At 30.9% G+C, this 23,992-nt stretch carries 25 protein-coding genes; 3 read left to right on the top strand and 22 right to left on the bottom strand.

Annotated features, from left to right (window positions below):
* Positions 1-133: 133 nt before the first annotated feature.
* From BN1865_RS00535 to BN1865_RS00520, 4 genes are all read right to left on the bottom strand, one after another.
* A complete protein-coding gene (locus BN1865_RS00535) occupies positions 134-2,422 on the bottom strand; it encodes an ATP-binding cassette domain-containing protein (RefSeq protein WP_050635318.1) in 2,289 nt (762 codons plus the stop codon).
* 92 nt (positions 2,423-2,514) lie between these two features.
* Positions 2,515-2,832 carry a cyclic-di-AMP receptor gene (locus BN1865_RS00530; protein WP_050635317.1) on the bottom strand — a complete coding sequence of 106 codons (318 nt, stop codon included), beginning with the start codon at positions 2,830-2,832 and terminating at the stop codon, positions 2,515-2,517.
* The gene (locus tag BN1865_RS00525; protein WP_050635316.1) at positions 2,832-3,938 is read right to left on the bottom strand and encodes an aldo/keto reductase; all 1,107 of its coding nucleotides are present in this window, start codon (positions 3,936-3,938) and stop codon (positions 2,832-2,834) included. The genes BN1865_RS00530 and BN1865_RS00525 overlap by 1 nt, the downstream gene beginning before the upstream one ends.
* 1 nt (position 3,939) lies before the next feature.
* Complete coding sequence (locus BN1865_RS00520) at positions 3,940-5,109, bottom strand: iron-containing alcohol dehydrogenase (protein ID WP_050635315.1); 1,170 nt, start codon at positions 5,107-5,109, stop codon at positions 3,940-3,942.
* Between the two features lie 167 nt (positions 5,110-5,276).
* On the opposite strand from BN1865_RS00520, the gene BN1865_RS00515 reads away from it, so the two are divergent.
* A complete protein-coding gene (locus BN1865_RS00515; protein WP_050635314.1) occupies positions 5,277-6,173 on the top strand; it encodes a MurR/RpiR family transcriptional regulator in 897 nt (298 codons plus the stop codon).
* A 10-nt stretch (positions 6,174-6,183) separates the two neighbouring features.
* On the opposite strand, the gene BN1865_RS00510 is transcribed toward BN1865_RS00515, so the two are convergent.
* From BN1865_RS00510 to BN1865_RS00435, 16 genes are all read right to left on the bottom strand, one after another.
* Complete coding sequence (locus BN1865_RS00510) at positions 6,184-7,341, bottom strand: MFS transporter (protein ID WP_232780286.1); 1,158 nt, start codon at positions 7,339-7,341, stop codon at positions 6,184-6,186.
* A gap of 8 nt (positions 7,342-7,349) precedes the next feature.
* Positions 7,350-8,165, bottom strand: coding sequence for an aldo/keto reductase (locus tag BN1865_RS00505; RefSeq protein WP_050635313.1), 816 nt, complete (start codon positions 8,163-8,165; stop codon positions 7,350-7,352).
* 424 nt (positions 8,166-8,589) lie between these two features.
* Entirely contained in the window at positions 8,590-9,378 is a 789-nt protein-coding gene (locus BN1865_RS00500; RefSeq protein WP_050635312.1) for a Cof-type HAD-IIB family hydrolase, read from the bottom strand.
* Between the two features lie 41 nt (positions 9,379-9,419).
* Positions 9,420-9,659, bottom strand: coding sequence for a SemiSWEET transporter (locus tag BN1865_RS00495; RefSeq protein WP_050635311.1), 240 nt, complete (start codon positions 9,657-9,659; stop codon positions 9,420-9,422).
* The gene (locus BN1865_RS00490) at positions 9,656-10,279 is read right to left on the bottom strand and encodes a PTS sugar transporter subunit IIB (protein ID WP_050635310.1); all 624 of its coding nucleotides are present in this window, start codon (positions 10,277-10,279) and stop codon (positions 9,656-9,658) included. The genes BN1865_RS00495 and BN1865_RS00490 overlap by 4 nt, the downstream gene beginning before the upstream one ends.
* A 134-nt stretch (positions 10,280-10,413) precedes the next feature.
* A complete protein-coding gene (locus BN1865_RS00485) occupies positions 10,414-11,727 on the bottom strand; it encodes a PTS sugar transporter subunit IIC (RefSeq protein WP_050635309.1) in 1,314 nt (437 codons plus the stop codon).
* A 1-nt stretch (position 11,728) separates the two neighbouring features.
* Positions 11,729-12,760: a Gfo/Idh/MocA family oxidoreductase gene (locus BN1865_RS00480; protein ID WP_050635308.1), complete on the bottom strand. Its 1,032-nt coding sequence runs from the start codon at positions 12,758-12,760 to the stop codon at positions 11,729-11,731.
* Positions 12,747-13,730 (bottom strand): Gfo/Idh/MocA family protein, encoded by a 984-nt coding sequence (locus tag BN1865_RS00475; RefSeq protein WP_050635307.1) that lies wholly within the window; start codon positions 13,728-13,730, stop codon positions 12,747-12,749. The genes BN1865_RS00480 and BN1865_RS00475 overlap by 14 nt, the downstream gene beginning before the upstream one ends.
* Positions 13,727-14,140 carry a heme-binding protein gene (locus BN1865_RS00470; RefSeq protein ID WP_102134051.1) on the bottom strand — a complete coding sequence of 138 codons (414 nt, stop codon included), beginning with the start codon at positions 14,138-14,140 and terminating at the stop codon, positions 13,727-13,729. Before BN1865_RS00470 ends, BN1865_RS00475 begins: the two co-directional genes overlap by 4 nt.
* Positions 14,141-14,262: 122 nt before the next feature.
* Positions 14,263-15,063: a MurR/RpiR family transcriptional regulator gene (locus BN1865_RS00465; RefSeq protein ID WP_198527210.1), complete on the bottom strand. Its 801-nt coding sequence runs from the start codon at positions 15,061-15,063 to the stop codon at positions 14,263-14,265.
* A gap of 67 nt (positions 15,064-15,130) precedes the next feature.
* Positions 15,131-16,504 carry an MATE family efflux transporter gene (locus BN1865_RS00460; RefSeq protein WP_232780285.1) on the bottom strand — a complete coding sequence of 458 codons (1,374 nt, stop codon included), beginning with the start codon at positions 16,502-16,504 and terminating at the stop codon, positions 15,131-15,133.
* Positions 16,501-17,130 carry a class I SAM-dependent methyltransferase gene (locus tag BN1865_RS00455; RefSeq protein WP_050635304.1) on the bottom strand — a complete coding sequence of 210 codons (630 nt, stop codon included), beginning with the start codon at positions 17,128-17,130 and terminating at the stop codon, positions 16,501-16,503. Before BN1865_RS00455 ends, BN1865_RS00460 begins: the two co-directional genes overlap by 4 nt.
* A gap of 99 nt (positions 17,131-17,229) precedes the next feature.
* Positions 17,230-18,666: a 6-phospho-beta-glucosidase gene (locus BN1865_RS00450; protein WP_050635303.1), complete on the bottom strand. Its 1,437-nt coding sequence runs from the start codon at positions 18,664-18,666 to the stop codon at positions 17,230-17,232.
* Positions 18,667-18,714: 48 nt separating this feature from the next.
* Complete coding sequence (locus BN1865_RS00445; RefSeq protein WP_050635302.1) at positions 18,715-18,954, bottom strand: SemiSWEET transporter; 240 nt, start codon at positions 18,952-18,954, stop codon at positions 18,715-18,717.
* Between the two features lie 88 nt (positions 18,955-19,042).
* Positions 19,043-19,282 (bottom strand): SemiSWEET transporter, encoded by a 240-nt coding sequence (locus BN1865_RS00440; RefSeq protein ID WP_050635301.1) that lies wholly within the window; start codon positions 19,280-19,282, stop codon positions 19,043-19,045.
* 210 nt (positions 19,283-19,492) lie between these two features.
* Positions 19,493-20,656, bottom strand: a complete 1,164-nt coding sequence (locus tag BN1865_RS00435) for an iron-containing alcohol dehydrogenase (RefSeq protein ID WP_050635300.1) — start codon at positions 20,654-20,656, stop codon at positions 19,493-19,495.
* 112 nt (positions 20,657-20,768) lie between these two features.
* Between BN1865_RS00435 and BN1865_RS00430 the strand changes: the two genes are divergently transcribed.
* On the top strand, positions 20,769-21,518 hold the full coding sequence (locus BN1865_RS00430; RefSeq protein ID WP_050635299.1) for a helix-turn-helix domain-containing protein: 750 nt from the start codon (positions 20,769-20,771) through the stop codon (positions 21,516-21,518).
* Positions 21,519-21,614: 96 nt separating this feature from the next.
* Here the strand turns inward: BN1865_RS00430 and BN1865_RS00425 are convergent, their stop codons facing one another.
* The gene (locus BN1865_RS00425; RefSeq protein ID WP_157844062.1) at positions 21,615-22,370 is read right to left on the bottom strand and encodes a hypothetical protein; all 756 of its coding nucleotides are present in this window, start codon (positions 22,368-22,370) and stop codon (positions 21,615-21,617) included.
* Between the two features lie 158 nt (positions 22,371-22,528).
* Here BN1865_RS00425 and BN1865_RS00420 point away from each other — a divergent pair, with 158 nt between their 5' ends.
* The gene (locus BN1865_RS00420; protein ID WP_050635297.1) at positions 22,529-23,074 is read left to right on the top strand and encodes a TetR/AcrR family transcriptional regulator; all 546 of its coding nucleotides are present in this window, start codon (positions 22,529-22,531) and stop codon (positions 23,072-23,074) included.
* Positions 23,075-23,109: 35 nt separating this feature from the next.
* On the opposite strand, the gene BN1865_RS00415 is transcribed toward BN1865_RS00420, so the two are convergent.
* Positions 23,110-23,991 carry a DMT family transporter gene (locus BN1865_RS00415; RefSeq protein WP_050635296.1) on the bottom strand — a complete coding sequence of 294 codons (882 nt, stop codon included), beginning with the start codon at positions 23,989-23,991 and terminating at the stop codon, positions 23,110-23,112.
* Position 23,992: the final 1 nt, after the last annotated feature.

Here is a 23,992-nt window from a genome sequence, read left to right as displayed (position 1 = left end):
AAAAGTTGTAACAATGTTACAACTCAGAAAATATTTGATTTTTTAAGACATGAGAATTCTTCATATTATCTAAACAATGAATTAACATCTTTTACTGTAAACCTTATTTTTCTTATCATTCTTATAATAACTTCTAATCACTCACATTTTCAATATTCATTAATAAATGTTTGGCTGTCATAGAATTATGAACTTTCAATAAATCCTCTGGTATTCCTTCAAATAAGACTTGTCCTCCATGATGTCCACCGGCTGGACCCATATCAATAATCCAATCTGCCTGACTGATTAATTCCAAACGATGTTCAATAATAACAACCGTATTTCCTCTTTCTACAAAATCATCTAGTAAACGAGATAATTGATGAACATCTTGCTCATGCAAACCAGTTGCTGGTTCATCTAAAATATAAGTATTTCCTTCTTTATTTAATTCATTTGCTAATTTTAAACGCTGATTTTCGCCACCGGACAAAGTATTGGTTGTTTGTCCTAATGTCATATATCCCAAACCAACATCAACAAGTTTTTTTAATCCATTTTTGATTTTAGTTGATGTAAAAAAATCTAAAGCCTGTAAAACGGTTAATTCCATAACCTCAACAATATTTTTATCCTGATATGTATAACGAAGTGCTGTTGGATTATATTTTTGACCTTGACACTCTTCACACAAAATCGCAACAGGATCAGCAAATGCTACATCTGGTGTGATTTCTCCCTTTCCTTTACAGATTGGACAAGCACCTTTAGAATTAAAACTAAACCACTCGGGCCCGACATTGTTTTCTTTAGCAAACAATTTTCTGATTTCATCCATAATTCCTGTATAAGTTGCAATGGTGGAACGTGAAGATGTACTGATTGCTTTTTGACTCACAACAATAGCCTCAGGATATTGTTGTAAAAACACATTGGTCATAAGAGTACTTTTGCCAGAACCTGCAACTCCAGTTATAGCTGTCATGATAGCTTTAGGAATCGTCACACTTACATTTTTTAAATTATGGAGAGAAGCATTTTTAATTTCAAATCCATCATGCCATTTTCGCGGTGATGTCTTTATTTTTATTGTTTCTTTTAAAGACAATGCAGTTAATGTTTTTTGCTTTTTCAATTCCTGCAAAGAGCCTTGGAAAACAACTTCTCCACCATGAATGCCAGCACGAGGACCAAGTTCAACAATATGATCAGCCAGTTCAATCATGTCACGATTATGTTCAACAACAATCACTGTATTATATCTATCTCTTAACTCTAATAACAGTTGTCCAATTTTTCTTGCATCTTCTGGATGCAATCCTGCTGTTGGCTCATCAAATATATAAGTGATATTACTTAATTGACTCCCTAAATGTTTCACCATTTTAAGTCTTTGCGTTTCTCCACCTGACAGAGTATCCGTTCTCCTTGATAAAGACAAATAGCCTAGTCCCACTGCAACCATATGCTTTAAAGAATCCGTAATCTGTTTTGCAATTGCTTTTCCTAATGGGTTTGTGATGTCTTGAAGAATCTTAACCAAATCTGAAACTTGCATTTGATAAAATTCAGCAATATTATAACCATTGATTTTTGATGCAAGTGCCTTGGGATTCAACCCTATCCCATGACAATGTGAACACGGTGTCTTATGGACAAATGTCATAATTTCTTCTTGAAGCGATTTTTTCAGTTTGGTAATATCACGATTCAGGTATAATCTTTTAAAACGTGTGATGACTCCCTCATATTGTGAATATGTGACATCACCAGTATTTTCACTATAAAAAGGAACTTGCGTTGCCCCCTTTTCCTGATAACATAAAATATGCCATTCTTCATGACTATAATCTTTTAATTTTTTATTTGGATCTAACAATGGACAATTTGTATATAATCTTGTTTGCCAGCTTGAACCAGAAAATTGACTAAACAAAATTGCTCCACTCAAAATAGATTGATTCAAATCAAAGAACTTCTCTTCATCAATTTGTAATTCTTCTCCCAAACCTAAACAGTGAGGACACATACCTAAAGGATGATTAAAAGAATAGGCAGTTGCACCTCCTGCACTTGGTTCTCCGACTCTTGAAAACAACAGTCTCATCAAAGGTGCAATATCGCTGACCGTCCCCACTGTTGAACGTGTATTATGTCCAATTCCTTTTTGATTCACAACGATAGTTGGTGTTAAATGAAGAATATAATCAATCGCTGGTCGTTCATAACGAGGCATCCTATTTCTAATAAACAATGGATAGGAGGCTTGCCATTGACGATGACTTTCAACTGCAATCGTGTCAAACGCTAAAGAACTTTTCCCTGAGCCAGAAACGCCAGCAAAAACAATCAGTTTCTCTTTTGGTAAAGATAAAGATATATGTTTTAAATTATTTTCAGATGCACCAACTATATCAATACGATCTTCTTGATTTATCATAATGTCCTCCTCTTATTTACTATAAACATGAATATATCATTTCACAAAGAAAAACTGGAATGATATCCCAGTTTCAAATTCAATATCATAAACTAAATTTTTCTAAATTCCTGCAACTCTAATATAAATAGTGTTGCTCCACCAACTTCGACTTCTATATATTGGGGAGTTAATGAGGCAAATTCATTGAATGGAATTATTGGTTTTTTTATTTTTCTTTTTTGAGAATATTTTGAAATGATACCAACAACTTCATCAACTCTATCAGTTCCGATTAATAAAGTTGTATTTCCTTTCTCTAAAAATCCACCAACACTTGCAATTTTGGTTAAATAAATATGAGCCTCTCTTAAATGTTTTTCAACATTTTCAGTATCTTCATGATTAATAATAGCAATCATTAACTTCATTATTGATCAAACTCCTTTGATACTTCTTTCAAATAATCAATAATAGAAAGATGTTGTGGACAGACACCTTCACATTGTCCACATTCAATACATGCACTTGCTGGTTGATTCTCTCCAGAAGAATGATTCTGATAATAAGTATCATATCTCCTGTTTGTTCCATATGTTTTGGCACTATTATAAGCTGTAAATAAATCTGGAATATTGATCTTCATTGGACATCCAGGAACACAATAGCGACAAGCCGTACAAGGAATTGTTGGGAAAGATAATATCTTTTTTGTTACTTTTTCAATACGTTCATATTCTTCAGTGTTGAGAGGTTTAAAGTCTGACATTGTTGATAAATTATCATTCATTTGTTCTTCATTGGACATGCCTGAAAGAATTGTCATAATTCCATCTTGAGAGCCAATATATCGTAATGCCCATGAAGCAATCGAATTGTCAGGATGATAATCTTTTAAAATAGCTTCTACTTCTGTTGGAAAGGCTGCTAAAGTTCCACCTTTAATAGGTTCCATAACAACAATGGGTTTATGATGTTTTCTTGCAACTTCATAATTCTTACGTGATTGAATCACACCATTTTCCCAATCTAAATAATTTAATTGGAGTTGTACAAAGTCTATTTCAGGATGTTTTGTTAATACTTTATCTAAAAATTCAGCACTATCATGGAATGAAAAACCAATATGCTTAATTTTTCCTTGTTTTTTCATCTCTGAAATAAATTCAAAACAATGATATTTTTCATAAGTTGGATAATGACTTTCTTCTACACTATGAAGTAAATAGAAATCAAAATAATCAACACCACATAATGATAATGATTCTTGAAATATTCTTTCAACATCATCCTGACTCTTTAATTTCCAGGCAGGTAATTTATCAGCAATTGTAAATGATGTACGTTCATAACGATCCACCAGAGCAATTTTCATTGCTGCTTCACTTCCAGCATAAGCATATGCTGTGTCAAAATAATGAAAACCTTTTTTCATAAAAGCATCTACCATGCGATTGACTTCTGCCTGCTTAATATGGCCTTCATCGTCCTTTGGTAAACGCATGAGTCCAAAACCTAATTTTGAATCTGATAGCATCTTACTGTCCTCCTATTGATAATTGAACAATTTTTTGTAAATCGTCTTTTGAAATGACTTCTCTTTTAGCGACTTCGTCTATTTCATTTTGGAATTCGTGATAAGTTTCAAAAGGCATATCCATATCTCTTAAACAATGAGCTAATCCCATGTCATCAAAGAATGCCTGTAATTGTGCCGCTCCTTCATAAGCAACTTCCAAACATGTTTTTCCTTCTTGGCTAACCCCCATAACCTGAATTGCAAATTGTTTAAATAATGATAAATGATCTTTATAACAAACCATCATATATTTAGGAAATGTTATAGCAATTGCAGTTGTATAATTCAATCCTGCTTTTTCATCAATGATACCACTGAGTGGTCCTGCCATCCATGGCGCACCTTTCCCACGACCTAAAATACGATTGGTCACAAGTGCACTTGCCCACATCAATTGACTTCTGGCATTATAATCTTTTAAATCATTCTTCAATGTTTTTAATGATTCCATCACAACTTTACAAATGACTTCAATAAACCCATCTTGGATAGGAGTATTTTGAGTCTCACAAAAATACTGTTCTAAAGCTTGAATCATAATTTCTGCACCATGATAAGCCGTCTTTTGAAACGGAATAGAATATGTTAACTCTGGATCTAAAATCGCAAATGAAGGATATGTTTTCATAAATGAACCAATACTGCCATGAACACCTGTATCAGGATTATCAATTTCACTATTGCCATCCATTTCACTACCACTTCCTGCGACTGTTACGACAGCACCAATGGGTAAAACATTGAGATCTTCCCAAGGAATTTTTCTTGTTAAAACATCCCAAATATCAACATCATTAACAGCTCCTAAAGCAATAGATTTAGCAACATCAATACACGTTCCTCCTCCTATTCCAATAACCACTTCAACTTGATTATGTTGACAGATTTCAATCCCCTCATACACGCGATCAAGAGTCGCAGCTTTAACGCCTCCTAACTCAAAAACAGAAATACAATGTTTTTTCAATTGGGTCATGATACAATCATATGTTCCATTATCCTTAATACTATTTCCACCATAAACCAATAAAACACGATTCCCAAAATTTAAAACTTCATTACTTAACTTATCAATTGATCCTTTTCCAAAAACAACTCTGGTAGGATTTTGATATTCAAAATTAATCATAGTGATTCCTCCTTATATATCCAATATATATCCATGAATAAAGAACAACAATACTCATAAGTCCATTTGAAATATCGTTTACAATTTTTTTCATTTTCAATATTCATTTTTCAAATGTTATTTACATTTGGCATATGATATAATAGGCAATAGGAGGTGCATATGAGATGCTCATTACTGAACGTTTAGAACGCTGCGATTTTTCTAATAGTGAACGTATTATTATTGATTATATTCTTGAAAAGAAATTAGAGATTGCTAATATGACTGCTAAAGCGATCGCAGAAGCAACCTATACGTCTCCATCAACCCTCATCAGAATTGCTCATAAAATGAATTTTGATGGTTGGAATGAATTGAAGCAAGCCTATTTAAAAGAAACAGAATATTTAGAATCACAAGTCTCAGATGTAGATGCCAATATACCATTCAAGCGTAATGAAACAATTATGAATATAGCTCAAAAAATTGCTGTCTTAGAAAAAGAATCAATTGATAATACTCTTTCGCTTATTACTCATGATGATCTACAAAAAGCGATTCAAATCATTCGCAAATCTGATTGTATTCATTTATTTGCAGTAAGTAATAATTTACTGATTACTCAAGAATTCAAGCATCAAATGTCAAGAATCAAAAAAAGAGTTGAAATTCATGCATTACAAAGTGAAATTGTTTTTAATGCTTGTTTAAGTGAACCAACATCTTGTGCTTTAATTGTTTCTTATTCTGGTGAAACAGATATTTTAAATCGTTGTATTCGCGCTTTAAAAGCCAATTCAGTTCCCATCATAGCCATTACAAATATCGGTGATAATACAACTGCACGCTTATCAGATTGTGTCTTAAAGATATGTACAAGAGAAAAACTGTATTCAAAAATTTCTACATATTCAACTGATACAGCCATTGTCTATTTATTAAATGTTATTTACTCATGTGTTTTTGCGCTTAACTATGATTACAATTTAAATTTAAAAATAGAAAGTTCTAGAATGATTGAAAATGGTCGTTTTTCAACACTGAATATCATTAAAGAAGATGAAAATGAAAATCCGAGATAACTCGGATTTTTTAATGGAACAAACGTTTTTCACTTCCTTTAGGTAATTTCATCAAACAACAAATCAAAAATGTAACAATTGAACTTATTAATAAAAATGTAAATAATGTTTGATAACTGCTACAATCAAGAATAAATCCACCTACACTTTGAAACAAAATAGAAGCAAGATTCTTAAATGTAGAAACAATTGCTAAAGCTGTCATTTGATGTGTTTCATCAACAAGTGATGCAACAATTTTCATATTTAACATAATAAATGTCATTGTTGCTACAGCCTTGGTCAATATTGCAACGATAATCTGGATGGTCTGAATATGAACAAAACTATAGGTAAAAAATTGAATCATTAATAAACTCATAACACCCAGTATCAGTTGTTTATTTGTCAGTTGATCCATATATTTATGTGAAAAAAATATGATTGGAAGTTCAGATAAAGTGATGAAGAAAATAATTGTAGAAACATTGTCAACCGCAATGCCTTCATTTTGAAACATTGCTGGTAAATAGGTCGAATTGATATTTGTTATTCCATAAAATAATGATGCAACAAGTAAATACATAATCAATTGCTGATTAAGGAAAACATCTTTCAATGAACCTTTATGTTGTGATTGAGTATTCTCACTTCTTTTGATATCACTTGTACCATATATTCCTAAAATACAAAGAAGTAAAGAAATCGAAAAACAAACATACATACTTTCAGGTGATATATACTGATAAATCAAACCACCTATTTGTGATCCTAAAGCATATCCAATGGTTCCCCAAATTCTAATATGTCCATATGTAAATCGTGAAAAAGTAGCCATTCTTTCAATGACAGGATTGGTTCCATTAAATAAAGCCAGGGCTAAACTATAAACCAAAGCAATCAGATAAATGTTTGTCATCCATATAAAACTTATCCCCAGGATTGCCGAAAGAAACAAACAAAAGCCATTGACTTTTTTGACTGCAAAATGATCATTGAGATAACCGATGAATGGCTGAAAAACCATTGATAATACAAACGAACATGAAACAACAAAACTCACTTGTGATGCCATATATCCTTTATCCATCAAATAAATAGAAATAAGTCCAGAAAATAAAGCTAATGATAAAAAATAACATAAATACATCAACAAATAAGCCAAATAACTGTCTTTAAATTTCATCATAGGACCCTCTAAAAATCAAAATGATCAGGATCTGGTCCAGTTCTTAAATTTTGATTTAAAGCATCCATTAAGCATATATCTTCATCTTGTAATTGAAAATCAAAAAGATTTGCATTTTCAATAATTCTCTCTTCATGGACTGATTTAGGAAGAATAACAATTCCTTTTTGTAATAACCATCTTAAAATAATTTGCGCTGGTGTTTTCTGATATCTTTCAGCAATAATTTGAATCGCAGGAATTTGTAGACAAGCTCCACTTCCTAATGGTGACCAGGCTTCTAAAATGATTCTGTTTTCTTTACAAAATTGATATAATTCTTGATCTTGCATTTGTGGATTGAATTCCATTTGATCAACTGCTGGGATAATATGAACTTGTGATAATAAGTCTTCTAAATGATGTTTCTTAAAGTTAGAGACACCAATATTTCGAATATATCCCTCTTTCATTAGATTTTCCATTTCTAAGTAAGCATCAACATATCCATTTACAGGCCAATGAATTAAATATAAATCGACATAATCCAAACCTAATTTGTTTAAACTTGTCATCAATGCTTCTCTTGTCTTACCAAGACGTACATCATCATTCCATAATTTTGTTGTAATAAACAATTCCTCTCTGGCGATGCCACTTTCTTTAATCGCTTCACCAACAGCTTCTTCATTGCCATAAGCTGCTGCTGTATCAATATGACGATATCCAGCCTTTAAAGCACTAAGGACAGCTTGTTTTGTTTGTTTTCCACTTTGCCATACACCTAATGCAAGAATTGGCATTTGATTTGAATTATTTAATTTCACTTTTGTTCGCATTTCCATAATATGACTCCTTTGTCTATTTTCGTTTTATTCTCAATAAGAAAAGAATGGAATAAGAGAAATATGAAATATTCATTTTAAGATATTTTTTGGGAGAAAACATGTTTATGAACTTATTTCAAAAGAAAAGCAATAATAAACACTATGCATCATTTCATATTTCTCTTCCTATGACATGCTCTTATATTGAGATATCTTTTTTGAAATAATCTGCTTTTATTATTTCATCTCAAGTTTATCTTCTTTATATCAAAAAGAAAATATGATAAACCCAATTTCAAATACTGTTCGCAAATTTATAGTATTTTGTTTATTTTTTTGTAAATGAAATTTTTACTAGGAAATAAAAAAATCTACGAAAAGTCTCATATAAACTTCGTAGATTATTTATATTTTGTAATTCAACAATCAATATACCTGAAAATCATATTTGAAATAATTCTTGTAGTTTATAGGCAACCCCATCTTCATCAACACTCTTACATATCTCTTTGGCTTTCTTTTTTAATTCTTCTATAGCATTTTCCATAGCAATAGGATAAGAAATGATATCAAACATTTCTATATCATTTTCTCCATCGCCAAAACAATAAGTATTTTCTATAGGTCCATCAACAACATTCAAAAGATTCTTAATTGCAGAGGCTTTTGAATGTCCTTTTTTAAAGAAATCAATGCTATCTATTTCATGATAAACTTCATAAGATAATATTTGACAATAAGATTTTAATAAATGGAAATGTTGTGCTGTATCATAATGAACTTCAAGTTTTACAACCTTATCCATAATCTCTTTTTCTATCATATCATTGCTGATCATAAGATATTCCTGATTTGTTTTATAGAAATTTGATTGAGCAGTAAAAGTTTCATGCATATAACTTGCAAAAGGTGTATGGACAACATACTCTATTTGATTATTTTTAAGTAGCAACAAAAGTTCATTAACAATGTCAGATTCAATAGCGTTGATTTGAATATCTTTATTCTGATATTGAATATGTGCCCCACTTGCAAGGATATAGCCATCAAAGCCAATCTCTTTTATAGTAGAATCAAGGTAAGAATACGGACGACCAGATGAGATAAAACAAAGATGTCCTAACTGCATTGTTTTTTGAATAGCATCCCTAACATGTTTTGAAACCATTTTTGAAGATGGCGAATAGATTGTCCCATCAATATCAAAGAAGATAATCTTTTTTAAATTCATAACTGATTCTCCTCGAAATTCATCTTTACATAAATTTTTCATTATTTATACTTTATTTTATAAGTTAAAATAATTGAAGCAAAGATAAATGTAATGGCATTGGCTCCTATTAAGTTATAATCCTGAATATTCCAGCCATGAATAATCCATAAAAATACCCCTACTACAAAAGCTATATACATTCCTAGTGAAATTCCTGATGTATCTTTTGTTTTTATCACTTGATATGCCTGTGGCACAAATGATAATGTTGTTAAAACGGCTGCAATTGTTCCTATCATCTTTCATTCTCCTCCTCAATTAATTCTTGAATAACATGTTCCACATTTCCAGTAGCAAAATCATATGAATCAATCATAAAGACTTTATTTCCATATTTTTCTCTCATTTGTGCATATTGATAAGAAATCTGTGGTGCTAAGAATATAAAATCATAACGACTTTGAACATTATCTAAATCAGTATAACTTACTGCATCTACAATCACGTTGTGGTTACATTTGTTGATTGCATTTTCTAACAAGTAAGCAAAATATGATGTTGTTATACCAGATGTACAACTGAGCAGAATTCTTAAGTCATCTTTCATCGTTGCTACATTTGATAAAACATTGGATTCATTTGTATGATTATCCTGTAAAAAACTAAAAAATGCATTGATATTCTCTGTTGCCATTTTCATATCTTTCATTTGAAAATGCAAATAGAATAAACTCTCTTGTGTCTCTTTATCAATAATTCTTAATTCAATAATATTGTCTTTATGAAAATCAATTGATGCATGATAATGATCATTGCAAAAACAAAGAGAACAAGAACTTCTTCCTTTTTTAGCATTTCCATGAGTGGCTGCCCATTGATAAATAATAGGTGTTAATAAACTTTGATAAACTTCATTCATAGTCAATTCCTCCTTTAGACAATTCTCATTATAACTATCAATTGATTTCTTTCAAGACAGCTAAACACAATTGAAATTATGTTTACAATTTTCTAAAATTCATCCTTTATCATTGTAAATGATTTTTACAATTGTTATGAATTAAGGACTTCTTGATCCATTTTATTCTGATTTTTTTCATACATCTTCACAAATGGAATATAGATCAATACTGATAATACAATGGCTAGAAGTTGTGTAATACCTGCCATAAGACTTCCCCCAGCAGCTAAGAATCCCATTAAAAATGGTGGCATTGTCCATGGCATTGTAACATACATAACAGGACACAATCCAAAATATGTCATAAAATATCCAAATGTCATTGCAACGAGTGGTGATAAAATAAATGGAATAATTAAAAATGGATTTAAGACAACGGGAACACCAAACATATTAATTTCACCAATATTAAATAAGTTTGGAATAATCGCAACTTTTGCAATCGCACGATTATCTGCTCTTTTAGAAACAAGGAAGATAGCTAATGTTAATCCGATAATCATACCTGTTCCACCGGTTGCTAAAAAAGTTCGATAAAATGACCAGTTGACAATATTTGTTGCTGCTTTTCCTGCTTCAACAGCATTTGTATTTTCTAACATAAGTGTTAACGTAATAGGTTGAATCACACCAGCAATCATATTATCACCATGTAATCCAACAGTCCAAAACAGACCACTGATTAAAGTTAAACATAAAATACCTGGTAATGATCCACCAACATATGTTAATGGTTTTTGAATTAAGTTAAAGATTAATTCATTGATATAAACACCTGTTGTCTTTTGAATCAATAAACTTAATAAAGATGTTATAATCAAAACTATAAAAGCTGGTAATAAATATTCAAAAGAACGAGATACCCCTTCTGGAACTTGTTCAGGTAATTTGATTTTTAACCAATCAACCTTATAAAAGAGTCTAAACAATTCTATTGTCAATATTGCAACAACCATTCCAGTAAACAGACCATCTGTCCCTAATACACTTGAAAATAATCCTGAAATGGTAATTGTTTCATTTTGTAAATTAATCATACTTGTTGATGTGTTTAACATTGAAACCCATGCAACAACAGCTAAAAATCCACAAAAAGAAGAACTTAATTGATAACTCTTTGAAAGTTCATTTCCAACCAGAAAAGTAATTCCTAATGCAATAATCCCCATTGTACAAAAGTTAATCGCATTAAAAGCTGGATTTAAGAATGATAAATTCATGATTGGTTGCCAAATTGCACCCAATCCTGTCTGATCATTGACAATAACATTTGTCCATAAGACTGCAATTGCACCAATAATAATTAATGGCATATATATTTCAAAAGCATTTTTTATCGCAACTAAATATCGATTTCTTGAACTCCATTCACCAATTCGGCTTAAAAGATTCTGCATCTTTTCCATCTTATTTTAATCCTCCTACGCCTGTTTCTAACATTTCTATTTGTAATAAAGTTTGTTCATGTTTAATGACTTGTTCTTTTCCATGAACAATACAGTCATAAATCCCATCATAGACTCTTGCATAATCACCTTTGATCGTTGGAATCTTTTCTTCATGATAGACATTTTGTTCATCATAATATGTTAAGACACCAAAATGATCAGGTGTATCTAAGCCAAAATCATCATTTGTTGGCATATGGAAAAGCTTTAAATGTTCTTCTTGTCTATCTTTAGTTTGTTTGACAAACATCCCTTTCTTTCCATAAACAACAAAGCTTGGACGTTCTTTCACTCTAAAATAACTTGATTTCACTGATATTTTTAATGTTCCATAATACATATCAATATCAAAATAATCATTCATTCTTCCTGTTCCTAATAATTGACGAACATCATAATGAACATCATCTGGTTTTCCAAAATAACTAATGACTTGATCTAATGTATGACAGCCATGTCCATATAAATATGAAAATGCGGGATCAAAATAATCAATACTTTCAGGGACTTCAGGACGATAATAATCATAATGCATTTCTATTTCTAATAGATCTCCTAGTTTCCCAGATTCAATCACTTTTTGAACAGTCAAGAAATCACTATCATATCTTCTATTTTGATATGCGGAACAATATAAGCCAAATTGATCAGCTAAAGCAAAGATTTCTTTTGCCTGTTCACTTGTTTCCATAAATGGTTTCTCTACTAAACAATGTTTATGAGCATTTAATACCTTTTTAGCATACTCATAATGTAAATGATGTGTCGTACAAATAACAACCATATCAATTTCAGGATCATTTAAAATATCATCAACATTTTCAGTGTAGTGAACGCCTTCAATCTCATCCCACACATCATGTCTAACCTGAATATCAAAAATAGTCTTCACAATAAACTTATCTTTTCTTTGCATAACAAATGGTAAATGATAGCGATTTGCACTTTTCCCATTACCAATATATCCAATCACTAATTTATGATCTATCATTATCAAAAACAACTCCTTCCTGTTTTCTTCCTTTTTCCATAACTTTTGATATTTGTAAACTTAAATTCAACATCTCTTGTTGTTTTACCGTATCATTTTCTTCAATCATTCTAATAAATTCTTTAAACTCATAATACAAACGATGTTTATTCGTATTATCCTCATATAAAGTCTCTTGCCCCTGATTATCAATAAACTTATATGCAATCATCTGATTCACAGGTTTTTCAATAACAATCACACCCTGATCACCTTGAATTGTCGAAATGACTGGAGCTTTACAATCTTTAGCACCAATTGAAACAGCTTTGAATTTTCCATAATCTAAAACCATCATTCCACTGGTATCAATCCCTTTTTCAACATTTGCAAAATAGCGATTATCTTGAGGATCGCCAAACAATCCCATAATAGCATTGAGATTATAAACATTTAAATCCATCAGAGCACCACCAGATTTATGATAATCAAAGGCTGGTAAAATATGCCCCTCTAAAAATGCACCATAACGAGATGAATATTGACTATAATTAAAATTAACAATCTTGATATTTCCCACTTTATGAATATTTTCTTTTAATGATTGAAATGCTGGAAGATAATGAATATTCATTGCTTCAAATATCATCACATGATGTTGAGCAGCAATATCCATCAACTCTTCTAACTCCAAGGCATGTGATGTGATTGGTTTTTCAATAATCACATGCTTATTATAAAGGAGTGCCTTTTTCGCAAATGCAAAATGTAAATGATTAGGTAAAGCCACATAGATTGTATCAATATCACTATTTAATAATTCTTCATAATCATAGAAAACACGATCAATCTGATACTCTTTAGCAAGATTTTCAGTTTCTTTTTGTGTTTGACTAGTCCCTAAAATTGCCATTTTTTCAAAGTGAAATTCATGGATTGTTGTTAATAAATCTTTAACAATCATGCCTGTCCCTAAAATTCCTAATTTCATCTTGCGTCCTCCATTTCCTTTAATATTCTTACAATTAACTCATGATCATCCCCATGCTTTAATCCCGAAATACAGATAGCACCCACACACTGTCCATTTTCGATAATGGGATATCCTCCTCCACAAATAGCATAACTTTCATCATCCATCCAAGTTTGATAATCTTCCTGATGACAGTAAACATAATAAGAACTATGGCCACTATCCAATACTGTTTTTGCTTTTCGCTTTAACCAATTATCCTCCTTTTTACCATCCATCAAATATTGGAAAACCAGCAAATCTTTATAAACAATTCTTATACCAACAGCTTTTAAGTTTTCCTCTTTGACAATTTGTTGAGCTTTTACACCAAGAATCAATGCTTGCTCATGACTAAAATTTTCAAATGAATATAGACTTTCTTCCATAAGTTTCCCTCCTTCTATATTCTTTTTACCATACATCAAAACCTCAATAAAGGTTTCTCCCGTACTTAGAAACTCAGGTCCGTTTTTTTGATTTGAAAAAGCAAAAAGTCCGAACTTCAGGTTCAGACTTTATGGGCTTTTTTTAATTTGGCATATAACAAAGAATAGATGATATTTAAGACATATTGAAAGGCCAATTGGGAATAAAACGTAGCAATTTTATTATCATTTTCTTTATTAGGTAATAAAATACAAAGGTCACTTTTTTGAGCAATGATACTCTTTTCATTTGCTGTGATTGTGATAATTTTACAGCCACTTCTTTTTAAGATAGAGAAGCAATTTGAATAATCAACTGTTTCACCACTATAGCTAATAAATAAAGCACAATCCTGTGAATTGACACTTGCACTGATTGATGTTTCTTCATGATTATCAGTAGCAGAAATAGCATAATAATTAATCTTGATTAACTTATTAATAAAACTCTTTGCTGTTATTTTAGAATCACCAATAGAGTAGATAAACATTCTTTTGGCTGAATAAATGGTTTTTACAATTTGTTCCATCACGTTTAGATCAATACTTGAATTAATAATATCAATACTTTCTTTATAAAGATTAGATATATTATTAATAATTTCTAAAACAGTTTCTGAAGAATAAAACGGAATGGTAAAATCAACTGTCTGTTTCATATGTTTTTGTGACTCTATTTCTTTGATTAAACGTTGCTTGAATTCTTTAAAACCATCACATTCCAGCTTACGACAAGTTCTTAAAATCGTTGCATTAGAAGTATAGGTTGCCTTTGCAAGTTCACCAATATTCATTAATGTTATTTTATATATATTATCCTTGATATACTGAACTACTTCCCATTCTACATCAGTAAATAGATCTCTTTGCTCAAATAAATTCATCCATGTCATTATGTATTTCCTCTGTATTCTCTTTTAATATGATCATAAGAAAGTATATTTCAATATACTATGCGACTTCAAAATCATCTTCTGACTGACTCATCTTGATATAAGAATTATTATAAAAAGAATATAAAAGTTGGATACACATCATACACCAAATAACTGGTTCACATATAATGACTCCAAAATAACCCAAATATCCTATAAAGAATGTTGCAAAAATAATTTTTCCTACAAACTCAATAACACTAGATATAAGTGGTACAATTTTCATACCTAATCCTTGTAAAGCATTTCTTAAAATTAATAAAACCCCTAAAATAAAATGGAATGGTGCATTCAAGATTAAATATTTTGAACCTGTATTGATTACCTCAAGTTGTGATGAACCCGATATGATTTCAACCAGTGGTTTAGCACCAAAATACATGATTATACTTATGAGCATTGCCCAAACAAATAGGATTTGAAAACATATCTTCACTCCATCTTTAATGCGCTGACGTTGATTTGCCCCTCTATTTTGTGATACAAACGTTGCTAAGGATGTTGATAGAGTGGTTGCTGGCATCATACAAAAGGCATTGATTTTTCTTGCAGTTGTATGCCCTGCGATTGTCAAAAAGCCAAAGTGATTAATGGCCTTTTGTAAAATAACTGTTCCAGATGAAACAATAGCCATCATAAATCCCATTGAAAAACCTTGTCCCAATAATTCTTGATATAAATTCTTTTGGAAATGAAAATGTTGTCTTTCAGGAATTAGTTGAGGAACTTTAAAGTATATATATAAAAGACATAATAAACATGATATTCCTTCAGCAATAACAGTTGCGATTGCAGCACCTTGAATACCACTATGAAATTGTGCAATAAATAGATAATCTAAAAGAATATTAATCAGTGATGAAAGAATTAAGAATATAAGTGGAATAAAACTATTTCCAATTGCTCTTAAGAGTCCAGCAAATAAATTGTATGCAAACATAATCCCAATAAAGAGGATGATGATATAAATATAAGAATAGGCTTCTTCTATAATATGTACTGGTGTATTTAATAAAGTAAGTAATGGATAGACACCGACAAAACCTAAAATCATCATCAAAGCAGTGAAGAGTCCACCTATAAGCAATGCTCCAGCAACTGATTGTTTTAAAAGTTCGTCGTTCTTGGCGCCAAAATGTCTAGCAGCAACTATACTAAAACCATTCCCTACTCCTAATGAAAATCCTACCAATAAGTCATATATTGCACTACTTGCTCCGATTGCTGCTAATGATGTATCTCCTAAATAATTTCCTACAATCATTGTATCTGCTGTATTGTAAAGTTGTTGAAAGATATTTGAAATGAGTATAGGTATAGCAAATATAAGTATTGATTTTAAAATATGATCTTTTGTTAAATCAACTTGTAAATGAAATATTTTAATCACCCCTTTTTTACTTTGATCTGGTATAAATATTTAGGATATGAGTAAAATGGTTCATCTCTTACCATTGTAGTTTCTTGATAACTTATAGAACCAATAATACCAAAATACTTTTTGATATCATGAACTGTAAAATATCTTTGTGCATAACTCCCCATATCATAATAATTCTCTTCAATTTGTTTACCATGATATGACATATCATCATATCTTGAAACACGTGCTAATAAAACTCCATCTTCTTTTAAAACACGCTTGATTTCTTTCATAATTCTTAAAGTTGTAGAGTCATCAAAATAATGTAATGAAATATCTGCAATCATCACTGACAGACTTTGATCATCAAAAGGAAATGGAGATCTCATATCAAGATGCTGAATATAACTATCTTTAATATGATCATGAATATTCATTAATGCTTCAATCGCATAATCACAAGATAACACTCTATATCCCCTTTCCATCAAATACAAAGTATTGGCCCCTATACCTGCTCCTAAATCAACAATCACATTCTCTTTATTTTCTTTTAATACATCTTCATACTCATCTAACCATTTATCATAGACCGGTTTCCCTTTTCTGCTTTTAGACCAGTTATTCCACATGTTTAGTCCATCATATGACATATCTTTTCACCTCTTTTTTACAAATCTTAAAATGATTTTTCATCATGGAACTGAAATCTTTAACGAAAAACTGAAACAAATCATGCTTCAGTTTTATCATTAATCTAAATCTTCACCATTAGATGCAATGACTTTTTTATACCAGTCATATGAATCTTTCTTGCTTCTTTCTAATGTTCCATTTCCTTCATTATCTCTATCTACATAGATGAAGCCATAACGTTTTTTCATTTCTCCTGTTGTAAATGAGACACAGTCAATACATCCCCAAGGTGTATATCCCATTAAGTCTACCCCATCTTCTTCAACTGCTTTCTTCATTTCCTGAATATGGGCTCTTAAATAATCAATACGGTATGGATCATGACATGTTCCATCTGATTCTTTTTGATCAATAGCTCCAAATCCATTTTCTACGATGAATAATGGTTTTTCATATCTTTCATAGAAGATATTTAAAGCATATCTTAAACCTTCAGGGTCAATCCCCCAACCCCAGTCTGAAACTTGAATATAAGGATTTTCAGCTGAATATGGTGAAGAACCATCAGTAGCTTTAGAAACATCTTTTTGTGAATCAATATCAACTGTTTCACTCATATAATAACTAAATCCAATATAATCAACAGTTCCTTCAGCTAAGACTTTCTTGTCTTCTTCAGTAATATCAATATTGAATCCTTTTCTTTCAAACATCTTTAATGTATAAGCAGGATAATGCCCTCTTACTTGTACATCACAGAAGAACCATCTATTGTGCATTTGCTGCATCATGAGATTCATATTTGCTGGTTTACAGCTTTTTGGATAATAAGGAACCATTGAAATCATATTTCCAATCATGAAGTCAGGATTGATTTCTTTACCAATCTTCACTGCTTTTGCACTCGCTAACAATGTATGATGTCCACATATATACATCGCTTCTTCTGGATTCTCATAGTCTCCAAAATGTACTCCACTATTTGTCCAGCCAAAAATATCATTTTTGAAGTTCATTTGATTATTGATTTCATTAAATGTCATCCAATATTTCACTTTATCCTTATATCTTCTAAAGCATACCTCAGCAAACTTCACAAAGAAATCAACTGTCTTTCGATTCATAAATCCACCATATTCTTTAGCCAGATGATAAGGCATTTCAAAATGTGATAAAGTAATAACTGGTTCAATTCCATATTTCAATAATTCATCAAAGACATCATCATAGAACTTCAATCCTTCTTCATTAGGTTTTTCTTCATCACCATTAGGGAAAATACGTGTCCAGGCAATTGATGTTCTAAAACATTTAAAGCCCATATCTGCAAACATTGCGATATCTTCTTTATAATGTCCATAAAAATCAATACCAATATGATTTGGATAATAGTTTCCCTCAACAACACCATCAGTAATCACACGTGGGACACCATGAGCCCCAGCGGTCATCACATCAGCAACACTTAATCCTTTAGAAGTATTCAAGACACCACCTTCAAACTGATGAGCAGCTAAAGCGCCACCCCATAAAAAATCTTTACTTAATGCCATATAATTCCTCCTATAAATTTTTATTTCTTTCATTAACTCTCAAAGCATTTACTTATATTTCACTTTATAAGTAAGAATTGTTGAAGCAAGTATGAATGTCACCCCATTAGCAAGTATTAATGCCATATCCTGAATACGGATACCATGAATAAGCCACAGTGCAATCCCTGCTACAAACATCATATACATTCCAAGTGAAATCGAAGATGTATCTTTTGTTTTTACAATTTGAATAACTTGAGGAACAAATGAACATGTTCCTATAACAGCTGCAATCATTCCAATCATCTCTCAAGACCTCCTTTTGAAATGTCTTCTATATTGATTTGTTGATAATAATAGAGAGAAGTCATTTCATGTTTTATATTGACTTGAATTATTTATATTTGATTTTATAAGTTAAAATAATTGATGCAAAAATGAAAGTAATAGTATTTGCCCCAATTAAGTTATAGTCTTGAATATTCCATCCATGGATAATCCATAAAAAAACACCAATGACAAACATTGTATACATTCCAAGTGAGATACCAGAAGTATCTTTGGTTTTAATCACTTGATAAGCTTGAGGTAAAAAAGACAATGTTGTTAAGACTGCTGCAATTGTTCCAATCATATAGTTCCACCTCCTTTATTAACTTGACATGATGATAACTTGCTTGATAGAAAATGTAAATTACCTTTTCCTGTTTTGTAATTCCGTTCACAAATTCAATGAAAAAATCTTTCATTTTTTCAAATGATATTTACAATTTTATTGATTCATTTGTGAAAAAAGAGAATGAATCATTTGTATACAATCAACAAATGATATTCTCTTCAAAATCTATTTATATGATTTTTGGAAAATCTCCAGATAATCTTTATCTGATAAAGGAAGTGGGTCAGCTGTGATATCACCACCCAATACTTCATGCATACGTTGTGGATATTTTTCTAGTTCTTCAAAAGTAATACCTTCATCACTCATTTTTAAATCAGCACATCCAACTGCTGTAATTAAATCATCTAATGCTTTGATAAAATCCTTCCCTGATACTGGATTTGAAACACCCATTGCTTTTGCCATTTTTATCATTGGTTCTTCAACAGCTTTTCGTTGAGCAAAGAAATCATAATAAGCATGTGCGGTCATAATCAATCCTGCTCCATGAATTAGATCTTTATGATAACTTCCCATGACATGTTCAATTGTATGTGCTGAAGTACATAACATGTAGTAGGCAGCCAATGTATTGGCCAATGCCATGTTCGCTCTTGCCTCTTTATGAGAACCATCTTGATAAGCAATCGGTAAGTATTTAGCCACTAATTCGATTGCTTTTAAAGCAAACATTTCACCCATTGGATGCTGATTTTTATTCATCATACTTTCAGCTGCATGGAAGAATGTATCCATTCCTTGGTAAGCAGTCAATTGTGGTGGTACACTCATCATCAAATTTGAGTCAACTACTGATAGAGTTGGGAACATTGAAGGAAAGAAAATACCTGTTTTTTCATTAAGTTCGTCATCTGATATAACAGCTGCAATATCAACTTCACTTCCTGTACCAGCAGATGTTGTAATCGCAACAATTGGTAAAGCATCAAAATCTGCATTTTTCTTTCCACCAGCCTGTGATAAACTATAATCCCAAATGTCACCAGGATTCGTTGCCATTAAGGCAATGCATTTCGCACAATCCATTACTGATCCTCCACCTAATGCAATAACCAAATCACAGTGGTTCTCTTTTGCCATTTGAGCTCCATCCATTACATTTTGTCTTGTTGGATTTGGGCGTATCTGATCAAACAAAACATATTCAATATTAAGTAAATCTAACTCGTGTTTTAATTGATCTAAGTATCCATACTTTTTCACTGATTTTCCATTTGATGTTGTAATTAATGCTTTCTTACCTGGAAGTTGTTCTTCATGTAAGTGTTGTAATTGTCCAGCACCAAATAATACCTTTGTAGGCATATAAAATTGAAATTGATCCATCTTTTATTTCTCCTTTTCTTTAATTTTGTAAGTATTATATTTATTTCTTATATCTATTGATATCATTTTTCTCATATTTTTGTTATATTTATCATATAAAGAGGTGATAAAAATGGAATATGTCAATAAAAAGAAATTATTATATTTAGAATATTTACATCGTGAAAATGATATTCGTCATCATCGCTATGATGAAGAAATGGCACAATATGACTATTTGAAAGTAGGTAATCCAAAAGCAATTGAAAAATCAATTGAAATGTTTCACTCAAATCTAATGGGACATGTTTCTCATGATTCCCTGAGAAATATGAAATACTTATTCGTTGCATCAATCACTTTAGCAACACGTTTTGCAATAACTGGTGGTATGGATGAAGAAACAGCTTATAATGCAAGTGATCTTTATATTCAAAAAATGGATACATTAACTGATATTGAAGCAGTGCAGGCATTACATAAAGATATGTTTTCTTTCTTTACTCATTACATGGGATCAATTCAAAAAGAAAAAATATTTTCAAAACATATTGTCATGTGTATTGATTATATTAATTATCATTTAAATGAAAAAATCACTATCAAAAAACTGAGTGATTATGTTGGACTAAATCATAATTATCTTTCTGAATTGTTCAAAAAAGAAACAGGCTATACAATTTTAGAATATATAACCAATAAACGAATTGAAACAGCCTGCAATATGTTAAAATATTCGCAATATTCATCTTCTGAAATTGCTTCTATTCTTGCTTTTTCATCACAAAGTCATTTTGTTCAAATCTTCAAAAAGAAAAAACATATGACACCTAAACAATATCGAGATACACATTATCGTAATGAACTTTCTGAAAAAGAATAATTAAAAAAAGTCAAACCATAAACACCTTGAAAAAAATGTTCCAAAATCTTTAATCTTGTGTTTAACAGTTTAACTTCCTAAAAACAAAGTATAATTTTAATGATTATCTTGATTGGCAATAATCCATTTTGCCCAATTTGTAAATTCTACTGCCAAATGTTTTTGGTGAGCTTTGATTAAGAATTTTGGACATAAAGCAGGAAACTCAACCAAAAGACGACATTCAATACCTGATGATGTATCTCTAAATTGATGCCTGACTCCTCCAATAATAGTCCCATCATTTAATTTTGCAACACCTACTGATTGGTGAGTAAACTGTTTATTAACTGGTTCAACAATGCCTCGCTCATCATGAAATGTGATAAAAAATTGTGTTGGAAGTGGTGAATTGCCTGTTGTCTCAACAACTTCTAGAACTCCATCAACAGGATTTAAAATATAATGTTCTAAGTTGGCTGATAAATTGACACTACGATTTTCTTTTGATGGTTTAAGCATTAAATCATCAAGCATTTGACTAAATTTTGTTGCTGTGATTCCCTCAGCAAATACAGTTGTTTGAGATGCCCTGCGATGACGACCAGAAAGAACACTCGCAAATTTCATAATCAATCTACTGACATAAAGTTTCTTATGCAAAAGTTTCAGCATTTCATCATGTGTTAGTTTTTCTTTTTTATTCATCACTTCTTGATAAATGTCTAATACATCTTGACTATTGCTGGTTTTTATTTTTAAGGTACGGCAAGCTTTCCTTAATCTTTTGACATTCCATAATTCTAATTCCTTTGCAGAAAATTCTTTTCCATCAATAAAAGCTTTTACATTCATTTCTTTCATATTTTTCATTCCTTTCTGTTTTATGCTTCTCCATCATTTTTTTATAAATGCTGGTTGAAGTTCGACACAATTGAAACAACCAATTGTTTATGATATGATACAAATTGTATCATGTTTTATGATAAACTCAAGTTGGTAACCTGAGACAAAAAAAGGAGAAATGTCCCATGGATAAAAGAAAAATAGCAAATCAAAAAGTAAAAGATAATTTATTAGCAGCTCTTATAGAATTAGCCAAAAATGAAAATTGGTCAAATATAACAGTAACAGCATTAATTGAGAAAGCTCATGTAGCAAGGTCATCTTATTATCGTAATTTTTCATCGATTGAGGATATTGTTGATTATGGAATCATGCAAATGCATAAAAAATATCAGCATGAAAGACCAACACCTTACGAAAATTTCCATGATAAAAATTTAATGCATTTTAAATTTGAATTTTATAAAAAACATGCAGATCTTTTATTAACCTTTCACCATACCCAAACATCTCAAAGTTTATTATCTGTCATTAATGATTTTGTTATAGATGCTTGTGGGGATATGCCATATAGTTCCATTTCAAAATATGAGCTATACTACTATTCTGGTGCTTTCTACAACATGGTCATCTGTTGGTTAGAAGATGGTGCAAAGGAAAGTCCAGAGGATATGGCCGAAGAATTTTTACGTATCGTGAATACTGGTGTTTCTAAAAATTTTAAAAAATAGAGTACCACAATCTTAGACTTCATTTATCCATATCATTAGTGTTTTATAACTTCAATATTATTATTTTCATTTGAAGAGACATGATAATTACTGACACACTTCTTATTGATTGGATTTTCCAAATATAAATGATATAGCATTCCCGATAACATAATAGCTGCTCCAATCAATGACATCTGTCCAATCGTTTCATGAAAAATAAGATATGCCCAGATAGGCGCAAAAATAATTTCTAGCATACATATAATATTGGCAGTCAAAGCATTAACCTTGCTTATCCCTTTCGCAAAACATAGACTTCCTAAACCGGCACAAATCAGTCCACTGGTTGCCATAGCACTCCATTCAACAATTGTTACATTTCCAAAATCCTTGATTACAAAACCAATCAAAGCTATTGAAAAAAGGAAATTGACAATCATTGAAGAATAAGGATCAGCATTTTCTTTTGTATTGATATAGAATTGTAAACCATAAAATGCTCCTGATATAATTGCAATGATATTACCCAATAAACCTTGAAAAGAAATAGAATCAAGGAAAAATAAAATCATTCCAACAATAACAACAAATATAATGAGAATCTGTTTAAGTTTTGGCAATTGTCTTTTATCAATACATTGATAGATTAAAACAAAAATCATTGAAGTATACTGTAAAATAATTGCATTTCCAACTGTTGTCAGTTGATTAGCTAAAATAAATGTTACTCCCATCATAAACTGACAGAATCCAGCAAATAATATTGTTTTATTCAGTTTGATTTTCTGATGATTAAATATGAGATTAAAGCATACTCCAATCATCGCATTGATAACACTAATGAATAATGCTGACTGATTATTAAATCGAATACAAATGCCTGCAAAACTCCAAAATAAAGCAGTCAACACCAAATAAATATATCCTTTCTTCATC

The sequence above is a fragment of the Candidatus Stoquefichus sp. SB1 genome, from assembly GCF_001244545.1.
Lineage (GTDB): Bacteria > Bacillota_I > Bacilli_A > Erysipelotrichales > Coprobacillaceae > Stoquefichus.
Note: the sequence above shows the minus strand (reverse complement) of the source record. Positions and strands in the feature narration are given on the sequence as shown.